Genomic DNA, 18,613 nt, shown 5'->3' with positions numbered 1-18,613 from the left:
ACGGTGGCCTCATGACGGGCTCCGGGGGCAGGGCGCAGGGTGCGGCGGTCGAGCCGTTCGTCGTGGCCGACGTCGCCGCGTGGCGGGCGTGGCTCGATGCGCACGAGGACGCCTCGGACGGGGTGTGGCTCGTGCTGGCGAAGAAGGGCACGGTCGAGCCGACGAGCCTGACGTACGCGCAGGCGCTCGACGAGGCGCTGTGCAGCGGGTGGATCGACGGGCAGAAGCGCAGCCACGACGCCGCGACGTTCCTGCAGCGGTTCACGCCGCGGCGCGCGCGGTCGATGTGGTCGCAGCGCAACGTGGAGCACGTCGCGCGCCTCGTGGCCGAGGGCCGGATGCGCCCGCGCGGGCAGGGCGAGGTCGACCGGGCCCGCGCCGACGGCCGCTGGGACCGTGCGTACGCGGGCTCGGCGACGATGACCGTGCCCGACGACCTCGCGGCCGCGCTCGCGGCCGTGCCCGCCGCGGGGGAGGCCTTCTCGGCGCTCAGCAGCCAGGCCCGCTACTCCGTGCTGCACCCGGTGGTGACGGCCGCGACGGCGCAGACGCGGGCGCGCCGCATCGAGCGTGCGGTCGCCGCCCTCGTGGCCGGCGCTCAGCCCTCGGCGGGCGCCGACTCGTAGAGGCCGATGTGGTTGCCGTCCGGGTCGACGAAGGCCGCCCACCAGCTCGTCTCGTCGATGGGCTCGCGCTCCAGCAGCACGGTGCCGCCGAGCTCGCGCACCTGCGCGAGGATCGCGTCGATCGAGTCGACCTCCACGTAGCTGCGCGGCTGCGTGAACCCCTCGCTGCGCGGGGCCAGGCCCCCGCCGCTGATCTTGTTGGGCGCCTGCCACATGGGGTAGCCCTCGAAGCCGGGCATCTCGGCGATCTGCCAGCCGAACAGGCTGCCGTAGAAGCGGGTGGCGGCTGCCATGTCCGCCACCGGGATGTCGATGTGGGTGATGTCTCCGTGCGCCATCGCACGCCCCCTCCGGTCGTCGGCCCGTGCGCGGCTCGCCGGGCCGTCGGCACGACGCTAGCGACGCCCACCGACGCCCGCGCCCCCGGTCGGCTCCTCAGGTGGAAGATGAGTCGCGGGTGCGGCACTGGTCGGACCGGTGACGGGGCGCAGGGTGCGCGCCGCAGACGGAGGGGGTCGACATGGCAGATCAGGTCGAGCTGGAGACGACGCGGTTGGCGGCGGTGCGTGGGAGCGTGCCGATGGACGGGCTGCCCGCCTTCTTCGACACCGCCTACCCCGCGGTGGCGCGGGCGGCCGCTCAGGAGGGGTGGACGCTCGACGGCCCTGCGATCGGCTGGTACCCGGCCATGTCGACGGACGTGGTGCAGGTCGCCGCAGGGTTCCCCGTGAGTGGTGCGTCGACCGGGGCGGTGTCAGGCACGGTCGCGGTGCTGGAGGTGGCTGGCGGGCCTGCGCTGGTCGCCACGCACACGGGCTCGTACGACGGGCTGCCGGACGCGTGGGAGCGGCTCGAGCAGGAGCGCGTCGCCCTCGGCGTCGACGGGCGCGGGGACTTCTGGGAGGAGTACGTGACCGAGCCGTCGCCCGGGGGCGACCCGTCCGCCAACGTCACGCGGCTGGTGCTGCCCCTGCGCACCGGCTCCTGACCGCGGTCCGGGCGGCCGGAGGGAACACCGGACCGCCCGGGCGTGGTTGCGCCTGGCATGCGAGCCATCACCTACTCCCGCTACGGCGGCAGCGACGTCCTCGAGATCACCGAGCAGCCCACCCCCAAGGTCGGCCCCGACTCGGTGCTCGTGCGCGTGCGCGCCGCGTCGGTCAACCCCGTCGACTGGAAGATCCGCGCCGGCTACCTCGACCAGGTCATGGACGTGACGTTCCCGGTGGTGCCGGGCTGGGACGTCGCCGGCGTCGTCGAGCGCGTCGGCCTGGACACCCCCGAGCTGAAGGTCGGCGACGAGGTGTTCGGGTACGTGCGCAAGGACTGGGTGCAGGGCGGCACGTTCGCCGAGCTCGTCTCCGCGCCGGTGCGCACCCTCGCCCGCAAGCCCGCCTCCCTGACGTTCGAGGAGGCCGCGGCGGTACCGCTCGCGGGCCTCACCGCCTACCAGAGCATCGAGCGCACCGGGGTGCGTGCCGGGCAGACCGTGCTCGTGCACGCCGCAGCCGGCGGCGTCGGGCAGTTCGCCGTGCAGATCGCCGTCGCGCGCGGCGCCCGCGTCATCGGCACCGCGTCCGAGGGCAACCACGCGTACCTGCGCGACCTCGGCGCCGAGCCCGTGACCTACGGCGACGGCCTCGTCGAGCGCGTCCGGGCCCTGGCGCCCGAGGGTGTCGACGTCGTGCTGGACTACGGCACGCCCGACCTGGTCGCGACCACCCGTGCGCTGCTGGCCACCGGCGGCACGGTCGCGTCGATCACGGACGCGGCCGCCCGCGACGAGCTCGGCGGCCACTACGTGTGGGTCCGCCCCTCGACGGCCGACCTCACCGCCCTGGCCGAGCTCGCCGACGCCGGCCGGCTGCGTGTCGACGTCGCGCAGGTCTTCGACCTCGCCGACGCGGCCGCCGCCCACGACGCCAGCGCCACCGGCCACGTCCGCGGCAAGGTCGTCGTCAGGGTCTGACCCGGCCCGAGGGCGGGCTCGGTGACCTCCGGGTGGTGTGTTCGATGTTCGACACCCCTGACGGAACCTCGACAGTCGGCCCAGTCCCCGCGCTGCCGCCGGCCGCACCCCGGTGAGGGTGCGGCCGGCGCCGGGCGGTCACTCGTAGCGGAGGGACTCGATCGGGTCCTGGCGGGCCGCGCGCAGCGCGGGCAGGGTGCCGGCGAGGAACGCGATCGCCATCACCCCGACCACCACGGCGACCACGGACACCGGGTCGAACGCGACGAGCGTCAGGCCCGGCAGGTCGGCCAGCAGGGAGTCCGCCAGCGCCACGCCGATGACCTGCGCCGCGCCCATCGCCGCGAGCACGCCGACCGCGCTGCCGACGAGGCCGATCGTCACCGCCTCCAGCGAGAACAGCGCGAACACCCGCCCGCTGGCCAGGCCCATCGCCTTCATCAGGCCGATCTCACGGGTGCGCTCCTGCACCGACATGAACAGCGTGTTGATGATCCCGATGCCCGCGGCCACCAGCGCGATGATCGCGAACCCGTTGAGCACCAGCACGATCGTGTCGATCACCGACGTGAACGTGCCGAGCTGGTCCTCCAGCGTCGTGGCCGTGTACCCCGCGTCGTCGAGCGCCTCGACCACCGCGGCCTCGTGCTCCTCGCCCGCGGTCGCGTCGAACCACACCGAGGCCGACGCGTACGTCGGCTCCTGGTCGTCCGGCACGCCGACCTGCTGCAGGTCGGCCAGAGCGAGCGTCAGCGCGTCGTTCGGCACCGCGCCGGTCAGAGAGACCAGCCCGGGCGCCGCCACCCCGACCACGGTCGCGTCGACCGTGCTCTGCGTGCCCTCGGCGTCCGTCACCGCGAGCGTCACCGTCGCCCCGACGGCGTCCTCGGCCGCGTCGAACCCGAGCGGCTCCACGTACGACTCCGGCAGCACCACCTCCGGCTCGGAGCCCTCCAGGTCGACCTGGTCGCCCGCCTCGAGCTCGACCTGCATGCCCGCGACGATCGGCGACAGCGCCAGCTCGTAGCGCGTCCCGTCGTCGTGCTGCACGTAGTCGACGCCCACGGAGCGGGTCGGCTCGACCCGCTCGACGCCCTCGACGTCCGCGATCGTCGCCAGGTCGTCCTCGGTCAACGGGTCGGCCTGCTCCGCGAACGGGTCGCCACCCGCACCCGGGTCCTGCGCGGCCGCGTCCGGGTCGTACTCCTGGGGGCCGTCCGTCGGGGCGCTCGCCTCGACCGTCCGGGTCACCGTCAGCACGTCGTCCGCGCCGATCGACGCCACCGTGTCGTCGATGTACGCGTTGATGCCCGTGCCGACCCCGTTCGTCAGGGACAGCGTGAACGCGCCGATCGAGATGGCCAGCACCGTCAGGCTCGTGCGGAGCTTGGCCCGGAACGTGCCGGCGACCGCCTGGGTCACCACGTCGACGGTCCTCATGCGGCCACCTGCTCCCCGGCCACCAGGCCGTCGCGGATCTGGATGCTGCGGTCGCAGCGCGCGGCGAGGTCCTCGTCGTGCGTGACGACCACGAGGGTGATGCCGCGCTCGCGGTTGAGCCCGAAGAGGATGTCCTCGACCATCGCGCCCGTCGTGGTGTCGAGGTTGCCCGTGGGCTCGTCGGCGAAGATCACGCGGGGCTCGTTGATGAGCGCCCGGGCGATGACGACGCGCTGCTTCTGCCCGCCCGACAGGTCGTTGGCCCGGTTCGACGCCTTGTCGTCCAGGCCGAGCTGCGCGAGCGCCGCCATGCCGCGCCGGCGCCGCTCGCCCCGCGGCACGCCCGCGATCGTCAGCGGCAGCACCACGTTGTCGAGGACGCTGGCCCGCGGGTTGAGGAAGAACTGCTGGAACACGAACCCGAACGCCCGGTTGCGGGTCGCGTTGACCTCCTTGACCCGCAGCCGGGACGTCTCGACGCCCTCCAGCGTCAGCGACCCCGCCGTGGGCCGGTCCAGCAGCGCCAGCAGGTGCATGAGCGTCGACTTGCCCGAGCCGCTCTTGCCGAGGATCGCCAGCGACTCCCCGGCCGCCACGTCCAGGTCCACGCCCCGCAGGGCCTCGAAGGCGCCGCTGCCCGACCCGTAGGTCTTGCGCAGCCCGCGCACGCTCATGAGTGGTCCGTCCACCGGGTGCCTCGTTCTCTCGTCCGTCGCCAGCCCGTCGCCGACGTCCCCCACCGTCCCCCGCGGGGCCCGGCCGGCGCGTCGCCCCACGGCTCGCACCCGCGTACCGCCGTCGCGGTACGGCGGCTCCCGCGCGGGGTGGACGTGCCGCCCGCCGCCCGTGCGCGATGCTGGTCGCGACGCGGGGGAGGTGCTGTGGGCGACGGGCGGGGACGAGCGGTGCGGGGTCGGACGGTGCGGTGGCGACGGGTGGCGGGCGACGTGTTCCTCGCGTCCGTGATCGTGCTGTCGGGCAACCTGGAGCCCGGCGCCAAGGGGCACGACGTCGAGCCGCGGTGGCGCCCCGACGTGCTCGTCGTCAACCTCGTCGCGATCGCGGTGCTGCTGCTCAGCCGCCGCTACCCTCGTGCGGCCCTCGGTGCGCTGCTCGGCCTCACCGTGCTGACCGTCCCGCTCGGTCTCTACAACATCGGCACCGTCACGGCCGTCGCCGTCGCCGTCTACGTGGTCAGCACCCGCACCGACCGGCGCACCGCCACCCTGCTGACGATCGGCGTGGCCCTGCTCGTCACGGGCCTGGCGCTCGCCGTGGGCGTCGCGGGGCCGCAGTTCCTGCTCGTCGTGTGCCTCGGCGGGGCGCTCGGCGACGCGATCCGCACGCAGCAGGCCGCCATGGCCGCCGTCACCGAGCGGGCCGAGCGCGCCGAGCGCACCCGCGAGGCCGTCGCCCGCCAGCGCGTCGCGGAGGAGCGGCTGGCGATCGCCCGCGACCTGCACGACGTCGTCGCCCACCAGATCGCCGTCATCAACCTGCACGCCGGCGTCGCCGCCGGCGCCGTGCGCACCCGCCCCGACGACGCGGAGCGCGCGCTGGCCACGATCCGCCAGGCGTCCCGGACCGTCCTGTCCGAGATCGGCGACCTGCTCGCCACCCTCCGCGAGCCCGGTGCCGCCGCCGCCGTCGGCCTCGCGCACCTCGACGACGTGGTCCGCGGGCTCGCCGCCGACGGCCTGCAGGTCACGGTGCGCCGCGACGGCGACCTCGACGCCCTGCCCAGCGCCGTCGACGTCGTCGCCCTGCGCGTGGTGCAGGAGGCCCTGACCAACGCGCACAAGCACGGCGCCGACCGGCACGCCCACGTGCGCCTGCAGCACCACGACCAGACCCTGACCGTGACCGTCACCAACGCCTGCGCCCCGCAGACCACCGGTCCCGGCACCCGGCACGGGCTGCTGGGCATGGCCGAACGCGTCGAGTCCGTGCGCGGCACCCTCACCGCCGGCCCCACGAGCGGCACCTGGACCGTCCGGGCGACCCTGCCCACCGCCACCTCCGACGTCGAGGAGCCCGCGACGTGAGCACCGACCCCGCCGCGACGACGCCCGTGCGGGTGCTCGTCGCCGACGACCAGGCCCTCATCCGCGCCGCCATCGCCGACCTCGTCACCTACGCCGACGGCCTCGAGCTCGTCGGCCAGGCCGTCGACGGGCGCGAGGCCGTCGCGCTCGCGGGGCGGCTGCGCCCCGACGTCGTGCTCATGGACATCCGCATGCCCGGCGTCGACGGGATCGCCGCGACCCGCAGCATCTGCGCCGACCACGCGCTCGCCGCCGTGCGCGTGCTGGTGCTGACGACCTTCGAGGAGGACCAGTACGTCGTCGGCGCCCTGCGCGCAGGGGCCAGCGGTTTCATCGGCAAGGGCGCCGAGCCGGCCGACATCGTCGCGGCCGTGCGTGCCGTGCACCGCGGCGACGCCCTGCTCTCGCCCACCGCCACCCGGGCCCTGATCGACCGGTACGTGCTGCCCGTGGCCGCGACGTCCGCCGCGCCGCACCCCGACCTCGCCGAGCTGACCGAGCGGGAGGTCGAGGTGCTCACCCTCGTCGGCACCGGCCTGTCCAACGCGGAGGTCGCCGACCGCCTCGTCATCTCCCCGCACACCGCCAAGACGCACGTGAACCGCATCATGGCCAAGCTCGGCGCCCACGACCGCGCCCAGCTCGTCATCGCCGCCTACGAGAACGCCCTGGTCCGCGCCGACCCCCGCTGACCGGGGCCCGCGCGCGGCGACGGCCGCCGGTCACGGGGACCGGCGGCCGTCGTCAGGCCCGGGCGTGCGCCGGGCGGGCACCGCTCAGGAGCAGGTCGAGCCGTTCACGGTGAACACGGTCGGCGCGGCGTTCGTGCCGCTGTACGAGCCGTTGAACCCGATCGTCGTCGACCCGCCCGGTGCCAGCGCACCGTTCCACGCGGCGCTCGTCGCGGTCACGGCCTTGCCCGTCTGGGCCCACGTCGCGCTCCAGCCCTGGGTGACCTGCTGGTCGCCCGGGAACGTGAAGCCGAGCCGCCACGACGACCACGCCGTGCTGCCCGTGTTGGTCACGGTGACCGCGGCGGTGAAGCCGGACGTCCACGAGCTGGCCGTGTACGTGACCTTGCAGGCCGCGGACGACGTCGGCGTGGGCGTCGGGGTAGCCGTGGGGCTGGGCGTGGGCGTGGGGCTGGGCGTGGGCGTCGGCGTCGGGGTGGGCGTGACCGTCGGGGTCGGCGTGGGCGTGGGGGTGGGCGTCGTGCCGCCCGCCTGCTCGGCGGCCCATGCGGTCAGCCACACGAGCGCCGAGTTCCAGTTGATCGCGACCTCGTTGACCGAGTACGCCTCGATGTGGTCGACGAAGCACTTCTGCGCCGCGCACCCGGCCAGCTGGGACGCCGCCAGCGGGTCCTGCAGCTCGCTGTTGGGGCCGCCGGAGAACGACCCGGGCGGGGCGGTCGGCAGCGACGCGTCGGCCTGGTTGGCCCAGAACCGGTGGTGCACGTTGCGCACGGCCTTCTCGCCGTAGCCCGCGACGTACGACTGGTTCAGCGGGTTGCGGCCCTGGAAGTAGTCGAGCGCGCCGAACACCGCGGTCCGGTACTTGGCCTCACCGGTGAAGTCGTGCGCGAGGGCCAGCACGTTCGCGTTGTTCGCGACCTGGCCGTTGGAGCCCCAGTAGTAGACGTTGCCGGCGTTGTTGGGCGCCGGGTACGCCTGCGTCGCCAGCCGGGCGAGCGCCGCGTCCGCGAACCGCACGATCGCGGCACGGGTCGCGGTGACGTCGGCGGCGGGCAGGCCCGTCGGGACGAGGGCCAGCGTCGTGTCGCCGAGCCCGCCGGTCCAGCCCCAGTCGTAGCCGCGCTCGGTGAAGCTCGTGCCCCGGTAGAACGACGACCCCGTGACGTCGGCGCGGTACCCGGCCTCGCCGGTCGTCGCGTACAGCTCGGCCGCGGCCCAGTAGAACTCGTCGGTCACGGTCTTGTCGCCGTACGCACCGCCGCCCGTGCCGTCGGTGTCGGACGCGATCCGGTTCGGGTTGGCCTTCGCCGCGGCGTACGCGGTGCGCGCGGCGGCCAGCGCCCGGGTCGAGAACGCCGGGTCGTACGTCGCCCACAGGCGCGACGCCTGCGCGGCCACGGCCGCCATGTTGAGCGTCGCGGCCGTGCTGACGGGCGCCAGCACGCGGCGCTGCGCGTCCTGGGCCGGGATCGTCGGGATGCCCGTCCAGCTCTCGTCGTGCATCTTGTGGTGCACCATGCCGGCGTCGGTGCGCCCCGCGGGCACCTGCATCCGCAGCAGGAACTCCAGCTCCCAGCGGGCCTCGTCCAGCACGTCCGGCACCCCGTTGGCCTGCTCCGGGATCGCGGCCGTCCCGTCGCCGAGCGCGGCACGGTCCGCCCCGGCCACGTGCAGGGTCCGCTCGTACGCGTTCTGCAGCTGCCACGTCGCGATGCCGCCGTTGACGACGTACTTGCCGTGGTCGCCGGCGTCGTACCAGCCGCCGCGCACGTCCAGGCTGTACCCGCAGGACGTGCGGCACGGCACGCTCGTGTCGCCCTGGTTCGGCGCGACACCCAGGTGCCCGGCCGCCCGCGCGTACGTGCTGCCGACGTACCGGGACTCGATCGCGATGCCCGAGCGCTGGTGGTAGAAGAACGCCAGCGAGTCGGCCTTCAGCCGCTCCAGCGGGTCCGCCGAGATGTCGAACGGCAGGCTGCTCGCCCCGCCCGCCGACAGCACGTACCCCGTGCCGGGGGTGTCGTACGCCGAGAAGTCGACCCGGTGCGTGCGGTCGCCGGACAGCGCGTCCGCCCCCTGCACCGTGGTCGTCCCCTCGGCGACGGTCCGGCCCGCCGCGTCGCGCAGCGTCCACGCCACGGGCGTGGTCGACGAGCTCACGAGCGTCGCGACCTTGGCGACGCCCGGCACGTACGCGACCTGGTTGACCTTGACCGCGGTGCCCGGGTCGGGCGCCGCGACGGCGGCGGGCGCGCCGACGCCCGCCACGGTGAGGGCGGTGGCGACCGCGAGACCGGCGGCCCAGCCGCGGCGCACGGCACGCCGTGGGGTGATCGGAGACATGGCAGTCCTCGGGTGGGAGCGGACGAGGCGGCGGCGCCCGGCAACGGCCGCCCGACGCTGGGTCGAGCCGCTGCGGCACCGCTCCCAGCACCCTAGGACGACCACCCGTCGCCCCGACCCCCTGCGCGGCGACGGAAACGATTAGGACGCCGCCGGCTGCCGCCGAGGGCGCCCGCGTGGAGGGGTCAGGGCTGGAGGCGGTAGCCCAGGCCCGGCTCGGTGAGCAGGTGGCGGGGGTGGGCCGGGTCGGGCTCGAGCTTGCGGCGCAGCTGGGCCATGTAGACGCGCAGGTAGTGGGACTCGCCGTCGAGGTGGGGGCCGCGCAGCTCGGTGAGCAGCTCGCGGCGGCCGACGACCTTGCCGGCGTGCCGGGCGAGGACCTCGAGCATGTGCCACTCGGTGGGCGTCAGGCGCACCTCGGTGCCGTCGGCGGTGGTGACGACGTGCCGGCCCAGGTCGACCGTGAACGCCGAGGTGGCCACCACGGGCGGGGTCTCGTCCTGGGGGCGGCGGCGCACGGCGGCGCGGATCCGCGCCAGCAGCTCGTCCATGCCGAAGGGCTTGGTCACGTAGTCGTCGGCGCCCGCATCGAGGGCCTCGACCTTGTCGTCGCTGGTCTGCCGGGCCGAGAGCACCACCACGGGAACGCCCGACCAGGAGCGGACGGTGCGCAGCACGTCCATGCCGTCCAGGTCGGGCAGGCCCAGGTCGAGCACCACGACGTCGGGACGCCAGGACGCGACCGCGTCGAGGGCGGTGGCGCCCGAGTGCGCGACCGTCGCCTCGTACCGGTGGGCGCGCAGCGTCACCGCCAGCGCACGCGCCAGCGCGGGCTCGTCGTCGACGACGAGGACTCGCGTGCTCACGCCCCACCTCCCGGTCCGCGCCCCGGCAGCGGGAGCGTCAGCACCATGGTGAGGCCTCCGCCGGGGGTGTCCTCCGCCTCCAGGGCGCCGCCGTTCGCGCGGACGAACCCCTGCGCGACCGCCAGCCCCAGGCCCAGGCCGTGCCCGCGGGGCGCGTCGCCGAGCCGCTGGAACGCGGCGAACATGCGGTCCTTGCGGTCGTCGGGCACGCCGGGGCCGTGGTCGACCACGCGGACCACCACGGCGTCCGGCACCTCCTGGGCCACCACGCGCACGGGGCGACCCGGCGGGCTGTGCCGCACGGCGTTCTCCACGACGTTGGCCAGCGCACGCTCCAGCAGGCCCGCGTCGGCGTGCACGAGCGGCAGCTCCTCGGGCACGTCGACGTCGACGGCGCCCTCCGGCACCGCCCCGAGCGCGCGCAGCACCACCTCGTCGAGCGTCACGGGGTCGGCGTGCACGGCCAGGGCGCCCGCGTCGAGGCGGCTCATGTCGAGCAGGTTGTCCACCAGGTGCTGCAGCCGGTCGCTCTGGTGGTCGACGTCCGCGAGCAGCTCGTCGCGGTCGGCGGGGGAGATGCGGTCGCCGACGCTGCGCAGCGCCGTCACGCCGGCCTTGATCGCCGCGAGCGGGGTGCGCAGGTCGTGCGAGACCGCCGCGAGCAGGGCCGTGCGCATCTCGCCGCGCTCGCGCTCCGCGCGGGTCAGGCGCGCCTCCGAGCGCAGCCGGTCGCGCTCGACGACGGCCCGCAGCTGCTGCCCCACCGCGGCGACGAACCGCACGTCCTGCGGCGCCAGCGTGCGTCCGCGCAGCGCCAGCAGCAGGTCGTCGTCCACGGGCACCGTCGCCGTCGCGTCGTCCGCACCCGTCGGGGCGTCGCCCGCCGACGTGCCCCGCAGCTCCCACCGCGCCGGCGGGCGCCCGTCGCCGGAGCGGCCCAGGAGCGCCACGCCGTCCAGGCGCAGCGACTCCCGCAGCTGCTCCAGCACCGCCGGGACCGTCTCCGGCACCGTCAGCACGGCCCCCGCGATCGCCGTCAGCGTGTCCGCCTCCGCCCGGGCGCGGGCCGCCTCCACGGTGCGCCGCGCCGCGAGGTCCACGACCGTCGACACCCCCACCGCCACGGCCAGCAGCACCGCGATCGCCAGGGCGTTGCGCGGCTCCGCGATCGACAGCGTGTGCAGCGGCGCCACGAACAGGAAGTTGCCCAGCAGCCCGCCCAGCACCGCGCTCAGCAGCGCCGGCCGCAGCCCGCCGACCAGCGCCACCCCCACCGTCAGGGCCAGGAACAGCATGAGCACCGTCGGCAGCGTCTCGATCCCGCCCGCCGCCCGCAGCAGCGCCGCCAGCACCGGCGGACCCAGCCCCGCCAGCGCCCACGCCAGCGCCACCCGCCGCACCGACAGCACCCCGCGCGGCCCGTGGCCCCGCACCCCGCGGCCCGCCTCCTCGTGCGTCACCACCAGCACGTCCGTGTCGCCCGAGCCCTGGATCACCCGCGCCGTGATGCCCGGCGACAGCGCCGCCGCGACCCGCCGCCGCCGCGTCGCCCCCACCAGCACCTGCGTCGCGTTCACCCCGCGCGCGAAGTCCAGCACCGCCTGCGCCACGTCGTCGCCGAGCACCGTGTGCCACGACCCGCCCAGCTGCTCCACCAGGGCCCGGTGCCGGCCCAGCGAGTCCGGCGCCACGCCCGTCAGCCCGTCGCCGCGCAGCACGTGCAGCGCCAGCAGCTCCCCGCCGCTGCCGCGCTGGGCGATCCGGGCCCCACGCCGCACCAGCGTCTCCGTCTCCGGCCCGCCCGTCACTGCCACCACCACGCGCTCGCGCGCCGGCCACGCCTCGTCGATGCCCTGCTCGCGCCGGTACGCGGCCAGCGCCTCGTCCACCCGGTCCGCCGTCCACAGCAGCGCCAGCTCCCGCAGCGCCGTGAGGTTGCCGACCCGGAAGTACTGCGTCAGCGCCGCGTCGACCTTCTCCGCCGCGTACACGTTGCCGTGCGCGAGCCGGCGCCGCAGCGACTCCGGGCTCATGTCGACCAGCTCGATCTGGTCCGCCCGACGCACCACGTCGTCCGGCACCGTCTCCTGCTGGCGCACCCCCGTGATCGCCTCGACCACGTCGTTCAACGACTCCAGGTGCTGCACGTTCACCGTCGTCACGACGTCCACGCCCGCCGCCAGCAGCTCGTCGACGTCCTGCCACCGCTTGGCGTGCCGCGAGCCCGGCGCGTTGGTGTGCGCCAGCTCGTCCACCAGCACCAGCGCCGGGCGCCGCGCCAGCACCGCGTCGACGTCCATCTCCGTCAGCGTCGCCCCGCGGTGCAGGACCGTGCGCCGCGGCACCACCTCCAGGCCCTCCAGCAGCGCGGCCGTGTGCACCCGGCCGTGCGTCTCGACCAGCCCCACCACCACGTCGACGCCCCGCTCGGCCCGCCGGTGCCCCTCGTCGAGCATCGCGTACGTCTTGCCGACGCCCGGCGCCGCCCCCAGGTACACCCGCAGCCGCCCGTGCGGGGACGACCCGTCGCCGCGCGCCGCCGCCTGCACCGAGCCGACCTCCTCCGTCGTCGCCGCGCCTCGCACGGGACCGGCGCCCCTCACCCGAGCGCCGTCAGGGACGCGTTCAGCTCGACCACGTTGACCCGCGGCTCGCCCAGCACCCCCAGGTCGCGCCCCGCGGTGGCCTGCCCGACGAGCGTACGGACGGTCGCCTCGTCGAGCCCGCGCTCGCGGGCGACACGCGGCACCTGCAGCTCGGCGTACGCGGGGGACACATGCGGGTCGAGGCCGGACGCGGACGCGGTGACGGCGTCGGCGGGCACGAGCGCGGGGTCGACGCCCTCGCGCGCGGCGACCTCCGCCCGGCGGGCCTCGACGGCCGCGAGCAGGTCGGGGTTCTCGGGGCCGAGGTTGGACGCGCCCGACGCCAGGCCGTCGTACCCGTCGCCGGCGGCGGACGGGCGCGGGTGGAACCACCCGGGCCCCTCGACCGCCTGGCCGAGCAGGCGCGACCCGACGACCTGCCCGTCGACCGCGATCAGGGAGCCCTCGGCCCGGTCGGGCACGAGGCGTCCGACCGCCCAGACGGCGGTGGGGTAGAGCACGCCGAGCACGAGGGTCAGCGCGAGCATCAGCCGCAGCCCCGCGAGGGACTGGCGCAGGAACGGGGTCATGGTCGCAGGCTCCAGGGGGTTCACAGGCCGGGCAGCAGGGAGACGACGAGGTCGACGGCCTTGATGCCGACGAACGGCACCACCAGCCCGCCCACGCCGTAGACGAGCAGGTTGCGCCGCAGCAGCGACGCCGCGTCCTGCGCGCGGTACCGCACGCCCCGCAGCGCGACGGGCACGAGCGCGACGATGACGAGCGCGTTGAACACCACCGCGGACAGCACCGCCGACTGCGGCGAGTGCAGGCCCATGACGTTCAGCCGGTCGAGCTGCGGGTACAGCCCGCTGAACATCGCCGGGATGATCGCGAAGTACTTGGCGACGTCGTTGGCGATGGAGAACGTGGTGAGCGCGCCGCGCGTGATGAGCAGCTGCTTGCCGATCGCGACGATCTCGATGAGCTTGGTCGGGTCGGAGTCGAGGTCGACCATGTTCCCGGCCTCCTTGGCGGCGGAGGTGCCCGTGTTCATCGCGACGCCGACGTCCGCCTGCGCGAGCGCGGGGGCGTCGTTCGTGCCGTCGCCCGTCATCGCGACCATCCGCCCGGCGGCCTGCTCCCGGGTGATGAGCGCGAGCTTGTCCTCCGGCGTGGCCTCGGCGAGGAAGTCGTCCACGCCGGCCTCGTCCGCGATCGCCCGCGCGGTGAGCGCGTTGTCGCCGGTGATCATCACCGTCCGGATGCCCATGCGGCGCAGCTCGGCGAACCGCTCGCCCAGGCCGTGCTTGACGACGTCCTTGAGGTGGATCACGCCCACCGCCCGCGCGGGCTGCCCGGGCACCTGCTCGGCGACGACGAGCGGCGTGCCGCCGGCGGCGCTGATCGCGTCGACCGTGCGGGCGACGTCGGCCGACGGCTCGCCGCCGTTCTCGCGCACCCACGCCCGGACCGCCGACGCCGCGCCCTTGCGCACGCGCCGCAGCCCGGCGTGCTCGGTCACGTCGACCCCGCTCATGCGCGTCTGCGCGGTGAACGGCACGAACGTCGCGTGCGGCAGCTGCGTGCGGAAGCCCGTGCGCAGCCCGTACCGCTCCTTGGCGAGCACGACGACGGAGCGCCCCTCGGGGGTCTCGTCCGCCAGCGACGACAGCTGCGCGGCCTCGGCGAGGTCCTCCTCGCGGACGCCGTCGGCGGGCACGAGCTCGACGGCCTGCCGGTTGCCGAGCGTGATCGTGCCGGTCTTGTCGAGCAGCAGGACGTCGACGTCGCCCGCCGCCTCGACCGCGCGGCCCGAGAGCGCGAGCACGTTGCGCTGCACGAGCCGGTCCATGCCGGCGATCCCGATGGCCGACAGTAGCGCGCCGATCGTGGTGGGGATGAGGCAGACCAGCAGCGCGACGAGCACGACCAGCGGCTGCGCCTGCCCGGAGTAGACGGCGAACGGCTGCAGCGTGACGACCGCGAGCAGGAACACCAGCGTCAGCGACGCCAGGAGCAGGTTGAGGGCCACCTCGTTGGGCGTGCGCTGGCGCGCGGAGCCCTCGACGAGGCCGATCATCCGGTCGAGGAACGTCTCGCCGGCGCGCGCCGTGATCCGCACGACGACGCGGTCGGAGAGCACGCGCGTCCCGCCGGTGACGGCGCAGCGGTCCCCGCCGGACTCGCGGACCACGGGCGCGGACTCGCCGGTCACGGCCGACTCGTCGACGCTCGCGACGCCCTCGACGACGTCGCCGTCGCCGGGGATCGTCTCGCCCGCCTCGACGACCACGAGGTCGCCGACCGCCAGCGCCGGGCCGGGCACCTGCTCCTGCGTGCCGTCGGGCAGCAGCCGGCGGGCGAGGGTGTCGGTGCGGGCCTTGCGCAACGACGCGGCCTGGGCCTTGCCGCGGCCCTCCGCGACGGACTCGGCGAGGTTGGCGAAGACCACCGTCGCCCACAGCCACACGGCGATCGACCACGCGAACACGGACGGGTCGAGGACGGCCAGGACCGTGGTGGCCACGGACCCGACCCACACGACGAGCATGACCGGCGTGCGGACGAGGTGCCGCGGGTCGAGCTTGCGCAGCGCGTCGGGCAGGGCCGTCAGCAGCAGCGCGGGGCGGAACGCGCCCGCGCGGACGCGGGGCTCGTCGGTGGTGGGGGGCTGGTCGGTGAGCGTCACAGCAGGGCCTCCGCGACAGGGGCGAGAGCGAGAGCGGGGAAGAAGGTCAGGCCGGCGACCACGACGACGACGCCGGCGAGCAGCACGGCGAACACGGGCCCGTGGGTGGGCAGGGTGCCCGGCCCGGCGGGGACGCGGTCCTGGCGGGCGAGGCTGCCGGCGAGCGCCAGCACGAGCACGACCGGCACGAACCGGCCGAGCAGCATCACCAGCCCGAGGGCCACGTTCTGGTACGGCGTGCCGGCGGAGAACCCGGCGAACGCCGAGCCGTTGTTGTTGGCCGCCGAGGCGTAGGCGTAGAGGATCTCGGACAGCCCGTGCGGTCCGGCCTCCTGCACGGACGCCGCCGTCAGCGCGGGGATCCCCGCGGTCAGCGCGGCGCCGACGAGCACGAGCGTCGGCACGGTCAGCACGTACAGGGCGACGAGGGTGACCTCGCGGCGGCCGATCTTCTTGCCGAGGTACTCCGGGGTGCGCCCGACCATGAGGCCGGCGAGGAACACCGCGAGCACGGCCATGACGAGCATGCCGTAGAGCCCGGCGCCGACCCCGCCCGGTGCGACCTCGCCGAGCATCATGCTCAGCATCGCGGTGCCGCCGCCGAGGGCCGTGAGCGAGTCGTGCGCGGCGTTGACGGACCCGGTGGACGTCCCGGTGGTCGAGACCGCGAACAGCGCGGACGCCGCGGGCCCGAACCGGACCTCCTTGCCCTCGAGCGCCGCACCGGCGGCCTGCGGCACCGTGCCGAGCGCGTGCGTCTCCGCCCACGTCGTCACCGCGACGGCCGCCGCCCACAGCCCGCCCATGACGCCGAGCACGGCGAACCCCTGGCGGCGGTCGCCGACCGTGCGGCCGAACGTCCACGGCAGGCTGAACGGGATCGCGAGCAGCAGGAACACCTCGAGCAGGTTGGTCCAGGGCGTGGGGTTCTCGAACGGGTGCGCCGAGTTCGCGTTGAAGAACCCGCCGCCGTTGGTGCCGAGGTCCTTGATCGCCTCCTGCGACGCCACCGGGCCGAACGGGACCTGCTGCGTGGCGCCGGAGAGCGTCGTCACGTCCTGCGGGCCGGAGAACGACTGCACGACGCCGCCGAGCAGCAGCACCACCGCCGCGACGAACGCCAGCGGCAGCAGCACGCGCACGGTGCCGCGCACGACGTCGACCCAGAAGCTGCCGACCCGGTCGGCGGCCGACCGGGCGAACCCGCGCACGAGCGCCGCGGCGACCGCGAGCCCGACGGCCGCGGAGACGAAGTTCTGCACGGTCAGCCCGGCGGCCTGCGCCAGGTGGCCGAGCGTCTGCTCGCCGGAGTACCACTGCCAGTTGGTGTTGGTGACGAACGAGACGGCCGTGTTCCAGGCGCCCGCGGGCTCGACGCCCGGCATGCCGAGCGCCAGCGGCAGGTGCGCCTGCAGCCGCAGCAGGGCGTACAGCAGCAGCACCCCGACGGCCGAGAACGCCAGCAGCGAGCGGGCGTACACGGGCCAGGTCTGCTCGGCGTCCGGGTCGATCCCGCCGACCCGGTACAGCACGCGCTCGACCCGCAGGTGCCGGGGGCTGGTCCAGGTGCGCCACAGGTGGTCGCCGAGCGGCACGTGCACCGCGGCCAGCATCAGGACGAGCAGGCCGACCTGCAGCCACGCGGCCAGGGTGGCGCTCACTCGAACCGCTCGGGCGCGAGGAGGGACGCCAGCAGGTAGGCCGCGAGGGCGACCGCGACGACGAGCGCGACGACGTGCTCCGCGCTCATCGCTCCCGCACCGCCGTCACGAGCAGGGCGAGCAGCGCGAAGACCGCGCAGGTCAGGGCCACGAGGGCGAGGTCGGCCACAGCAGGGGCTCCCGTCGGTGCGACGCCGTCCGGCGCACCGGCGGCGGGCGGCCCCACGGCCGCCGTCCGCCATTCACCTCCCGCCCGGCCGGGACCGGCGTCCGTCCTGACGCTCCCCGGACGCCCGCCGCGGCGATCCGGACGCGCCCCGGACCCCGCGCCGCCATCGGTCGTGCGGCGTCAGGCGGTCTCCCCGCTGCGGTAGCCGTTGACCTTGTGGGTGCCGTCGCACCAGGGCGGGATCCCCGTGCCGCCGCACCGGCACAGGGCCACCGTGGCGCGCCGCCGCTCGACCTCACGGCCCTCGCCGTCGACGATGCGGGCGGGGCCGCGCACCAGCAGCGGCCCGTCGGGGCAGGCGGTCACCGTGACCGGGGCCCGGTCACGGGCGTCACCCACGGGTGCCGCCCGGGACGTCCCGCCACGGGCCCTCCAGCGCGGACCGCCCGGCGGCCCACCGCTCCAGCGCGTGGGCGGCCACGTCGCCCTCCACGGCCAGGCACGCCACGGCACCCAGCGCGACGTCGTCGGCGAGCGCCGGCTCGTCCTCGACGAGGCCGCCGGCCAGGTCGCGGGCCGCGATCTGCTCGTGCACCGCGTCGGCCTCGACGTGCTCGTCGAAGTACGCCGTCGTCGTCGCGTCGTGCCCGAGGCGGCGCAGGCCGTTGCCGTACAGGCGGCTGGGCACCGACGACGTCATCTCGAACGCGGCCAGGTGCCCCACGGCCGCGCCGCGCAGCCGGCGGTGCAGCCCGAGCAGCGACATCGTGTTGAGCGCGACCAGCACCGGGACGGGCACGACGTCGACGTACCGGCCGTAGGTGTCGTCGAGCCCGGCGCCGCGCATCGTCGCCGCGAACAGCTCGGCGTGCATGCGGCCGGCCTGCCCGCCGCCGTACTCGTCGGCCTGGATCTCCACGAGCGCCGCCTTCGGCCCGCCGGCCAGGCGGGGGACGGCCCACGTGTGCTGGTCGGCCTCGGCGAGCTGGTAGAGCGACTTCAGGACGAGCACCTCGCGGACCTGCTCGGCGTCGGCGTGCCGGGCCACGTACCGGGACAGGCTCGGCCCGTCGTCGGCGGCCGCGAGCGCGAACAGGTGCCGGGCGACGTCGGCGGCACCCGTGGCGGGACCGCGGGGGTGCCCGGCCCGGGCGCGCAGGGCGGCCTCGAACGGGCGCTCGAGCGTGCGGCGCAGGTGCAGCAGCGCGGGCTCCCACTCCCAGGCGTCGTCGACGCCCTCGACGCCGCGGTGGTGCAGCGCGTAGAGGACGGTGAGGGAGAGCTGGACGTCGGCGTCGCGGAGCACGTCGTCGCCGTCCCGCGCGGCCGTCGTGGCCAGCGCCTGCGCGGTGGCCAGCCGGTCGTGCGCGTCGTCGTCGGGCGGCCCGGCGGGCAGGACGTCGACGAGCGCGGCGCTCAGGGGGCCCCGGGGGGCGGGGACGGGCAGGCGGGGCTGGTGCCGGGTGCCGGTGCGGGTGGTGGGGCGGTCGTGCAGGGTCGAGCTCATCACGGGCTCCTCGTC

18 protein-coding genes are annotated in these 18,613 nt (G+C 75.6%); 5 read left to right on the top strand and 13 right to left on the bottom strand.

Annotated features, from left to right (window positions below; genetic code table 11):
* Nucleotides 1-11 precede the first annotated feature (11 nt).
* Nucleotides 12-626, top strand: a complete 615-nt coding sequence (locus tag BKA21_RS10415) for a YdeI/OmpD-associated family protein (protein WP_140458128.1) — start codon at nucleotides 12-14, stop codon at nucleotides 624-626.
* Here the strand turns inward: BKA21_RS10415 and BKA21_RS10410 are convergent.
* Nucleotides 599-964 carry a VOC family protein gene (locus BKA21_RS10410; protein ID WP_140458127.1) on the bottom strand — a complete coding sequence of 122 codons (366 nt, stop codon included), beginning with the start codon at nucleotides 962-964 and terminating at the stop codon, nucleotides 599-601. The two genes, BKA21_RS10415 and BKA21_RS10410, sit on opposite strands and share 28 nt — an antisense overlap.
* A gap of 182 nt (nucleotides 965-1,146) precedes the next feature.
* Here BKA21_RS10410 and BKA21_RS10405 point away from each other — a divergent pair, with 182 nt between their 5' ends.
* Nucleotides 1,147-1,614, top strand: coding sequence for a GyrI-like domain-containing protein (locus BKA21_RS10405; protein ID WP_140458126.1), 468 nt, complete (start codon nucleotides 1,147-1,149; stop codon nucleotides 1,612-1,614).
* Nucleotides 1,615-1,671: 57 nt separating this feature from the next.
* Nucleotides 1,672-2,595 (top strand): NADP-dependent oxidoreductase, encoded by a 924-nt coding sequence (locus BKA21_RS10400; RefSeq protein WP_140458125.1) that lies wholly within the window; start codon nucleotides 1,672-1,674, stop codon nucleotides 2,593-2,595.
* Between the two features lie 138 nt (nucleotides 2,596-2,733).
* Here BKA21_RS10400 and BKA21_RS10395 read toward each other — a convergent pair whose 3' ends face one another.
* Together BKA21_RS10395 and BKA21_RS10390 are read right to left on the bottom strand one after the other, a co-directional pair.
* The gene (locus tag BKA21_RS10395; protein ID WP_140458124.1) at nucleotides 2,734-4,035 is read right to left on the bottom strand and encodes an ABC transporter permease; all 1,302 of its coding nucleotides are present in this window, start codon (nucleotides 4,033-4,035) and stop codon (nucleotides 2,734-2,736) included.
* Nucleotides 4,032-4,709, bottom strand: coding sequence for an ABC transporter ATP-binding protein (locus BKA21_RS10390; protein WP_140458123.1), 678 nt, complete (start codon nucleotides 4,707-4,709; stop codon nucleotides 4,032-4,034). The genes BKA21_RS10395 and BKA21_RS10390 overlap by 4 nt, the downstream gene beginning before the upstream one ends.
* A gap of 261 nt (nucleotides 4,710-4,970) precedes the next feature.
* Here BKA21_RS10390 and BKA21_RS20175 point away from each other — a divergent pair, with 261 nt between their 5' ends.
* Entirely contained in the window at nucleotides 4,971-6,080 is a 1,110-nt protein-coding gene (locus BKA21_RS20175; protein WP_179625352.1) for a sensor histidine kinase, read from the top strand.
* Nucleotides 6,077-6,772 carry a response regulator gene (locus BKA21_RS10380; RefSeq protein WP_170208948.1) on the top strand — a complete coding sequence of 232 codons (696 nt, stop codon included), beginning with the start codon at nucleotides 6,077-6,079 and terminating at the stop codon, nucleotides 6,770-6,772. Before BKA21_RS20175 ends, BKA21_RS10380 begins: the two co-directional genes overlap by 4 nt.
* 84 nt (nucleotides 6,773-6,856) lie before the next feature.
* Here BKA21_RS10380 and BKA21_RS10375 read toward each other — a convergent pair whose 3' ends face one another.
* From BKA21_RS10375 to BKA21_RS10330, 10 genes are all read right to left on the bottom strand, one after another.
* Complete coding sequence (locus BKA21_RS10375) at nucleotides 6,857-9,118, bottom strand: glycoside hydrolase family 9 protein (protein WP_140458121.1); 2,262 nt, start codon at nucleotides 9,116-9,118, stop codon at nucleotides 6,857-6,859.
* Nucleotides 9,119-9,303: 185 nt separating this feature from the next.
* Nucleotides 9,304-9,984: a response regulator gene (locus tag BKA21_RS10370; RefSeq protein ID WP_140458120.1), complete on the bottom strand. Its 681-nt coding sequence runs from the start codon at nucleotides 9,982-9,984 to the stop codon at nucleotides 9,304-9,306.
* Entirely contained in the window at nucleotides 9,981-12,569 is a 2,589-nt protein-coding gene (locus BKA21_RS10365; RefSeq protein ID WP_308463961.1) for an ATP-binding protein, read from the bottom strand. The genes BKA21_RS10370 and BKA21_RS10365 overlap by 4 nt, the downstream gene beginning before the upstream one ends.
* 14 nt (nucleotides 12,570-12,583) lie before the next feature.
* Nucleotides 12,584-13,159: a potassium-transporting ATPase subunit KdpC gene (gene kdpC, locus BKA21_RS10360; RefSeq protein WP_140458119.1), complete on the bottom strand. Its 576-nt coding sequence runs from the start codon at nucleotides 13,157-13,159 to the stop codon at nucleotides 12,584-12,586.
* A gap of 20 nt (nucleotides 13,160-13,179) precedes the next feature.
* On the bottom strand, nucleotides 13,180-15,261 hold the full coding sequence (gene kdpB, locus BKA21_RS10355; RefSeq protein ID WP_140458118.1) for a potassium-transporting ATPase subunit KdpB: 2,082 nt from the start codon (nucleotides 15,259-15,261) through the stop codon (nucleotides 13,180-13,182).
* A complete protein-coding gene (kdpA, locus tag BKA21_RS10350) occupies nucleotides 15,258-16,874 on the bottom strand; it encodes a potassium-transporting ATPase subunit KdpA (RefSeq protein ID WP_203793493.1) in 1,617 nt (538 codons plus the stop codon). The genes kdpB and kdpA overlap by 4 nt, the downstream gene beginning before the upstream one ends.
* A gap of 44 nt (nucleotides 16,875-16,918) precedes the next feature.
* Complete coding sequence (gene kdpF, locus BKA21_RS10345; protein WP_140458116.1) at nucleotides 16,919-17,011, bottom strand: K(+)-transporting ATPase subunit F; 93 nt, start codon at nucleotides 17,009-17,011, stop codon at nucleotides 16,919-16,921.
* Nucleotides 17,008-17,148, bottom strand: a complete 141-nt coding sequence (locus tag BKA21_RS10340) for a hypothetical protein (RefSeq protein WP_170208947.1) — start codon at nucleotides 17,146-17,148, stop codon at nucleotides 17,008-17,010. Before BKA21_RS10340 ends, kdpF begins: the two co-directional genes overlap by 4 nt.
* A gap of 123 nt (nucleotides 17,149-17,271) precedes the next feature.
* Entirely contained in the window at nucleotides 17,272-17,490 is a 219-nt protein-coding gene (locus BKA21_RS10335) for a CDGSH iron-sulfur domain-containing protein (RefSeq protein WP_140458115.1), read from the bottom strand.
* Nucleotides 17,483-18,598, bottom strand: coding sequence for an iron-containing redox enzyme family protein (locus BKA21_RS10330; RefSeq protein WP_140458114.1), 1,116 nt, complete (start codon nucleotides 18,596-18,598; stop codon nucleotides 17,483-17,485). Before BKA21_RS10330 ends, BKA21_RS10335 begins: the two co-directional genes overlap by 8 nt.
* Nucleotides 18,599-18,613 lie beyond the last annotated feature (15 nt).

Origin of the sequence: Cellulomonas oligotrophica, from assembly GCF_013409875.1 — a bacterium.
In the GTDB taxonomy this organism is placed as follows: domain Bacteria; phylum Actinomycetota; class Actinomycetes; order Actinomycetales; family Cellulomonadaceae; genus Cellulomonas; species Cellulomonas oligotrophica.
The sequence above is the reverse complement of the archived record's forward strand: the minus strand, read 5'-3'. Positions and strand labels throughout refer to the sequence as shown.